2 protein-coding genes are annotated in these 631 nt (G+C 65.8%); both read left to right on the top strand.

Going from position 1 to position 631, the window contains the following annotated elements:
- The first annotated feature begins 2 nt into the window (after window positions 1-2).
- Window positions 3-383, top strand: a complete 381-nt coding sequence (locus tag D0901_RS00490) for a Rid family hydrolase (protein WP_129138330.1) — start codon at window positions 3-5, stop codon at window positions 381-383.
- A gap of 83 nt (window positions 384-466) precedes the next feature.
- Window positions 467-631, top strand: a 165-nt coding sequence (locus D0901_RS00485) for an FAD-dependent oxidoreductase (RefSeq protein ID WP_129138329.1), incomplete at its 3' end; no start/stop codon positions are given.

Raw genomic sequence — 631 nt, 5'->3', positions numbered from 1 at the left:
AACTGGGGAGTTACTCACGTGTAGTGGCGGTCGATAACTGGATCCTGGTATCCAATACCGCCGGGCGCAACCCCGAGACCAAGGCGATCCCCGATGACGTGAGCGAGCAGCTGCTGCAGGTCCTTGCCAATATCGACGGTGCGCTAGGGTCGGTGGGCAGCGGTCTCGCCGACATCGTGTCCGCGCGGATCTTCATCCAGAACCCGGCGGATACCGAGACCGTCATGACACTGTTCGGTCGGAAGATGCGGGGTATCGACCCGACCATCACCGTGACCTGCCCGCCGCTGGGCGCCGCGGTCTGCGGTGTCTTCCTGTTCGTCCTTGTCTATCGCGGCGCCGGCAGCGCCGACGTGGAGCGGATCGACACCTCCGCCCGATGAGCTGATCCGCTCGTGCCTTGCGAGGCGGCCAACCGGTCGCTTCCCTGCCCTTCGCCCCTTCGCTTCCTTCAGGACTCCCCGCCATGGCACCGACAATAACGCCCGTACAAACCTCCAGCGACGTTCCCGCCTCGACCACCGTGGTCGTCATCGGCGGCGGCATCATCGGCCTCACCGCGGCCCTGGCACTGGCGGAACGGAACATTCCCGTGGTCGTGCTCGAGAAGGGCCGCATCGCGGGCGAACAG

Source organism: Modicisalibacter coralii, assembly GCF_004117855.1.
GTDB classification, from domain to species: domain Bacteria; phylum Pseudomonadota; class Gammaproteobacteria; order Pseudomonadales; family Halomonadaceae; genus Modicisalibacter; species Modicisalibacter coralii.
Note: the sequence above shows the minus strand (reverse complement) of the source record. Positions and strands in the feature narration are given on the sequence as shown.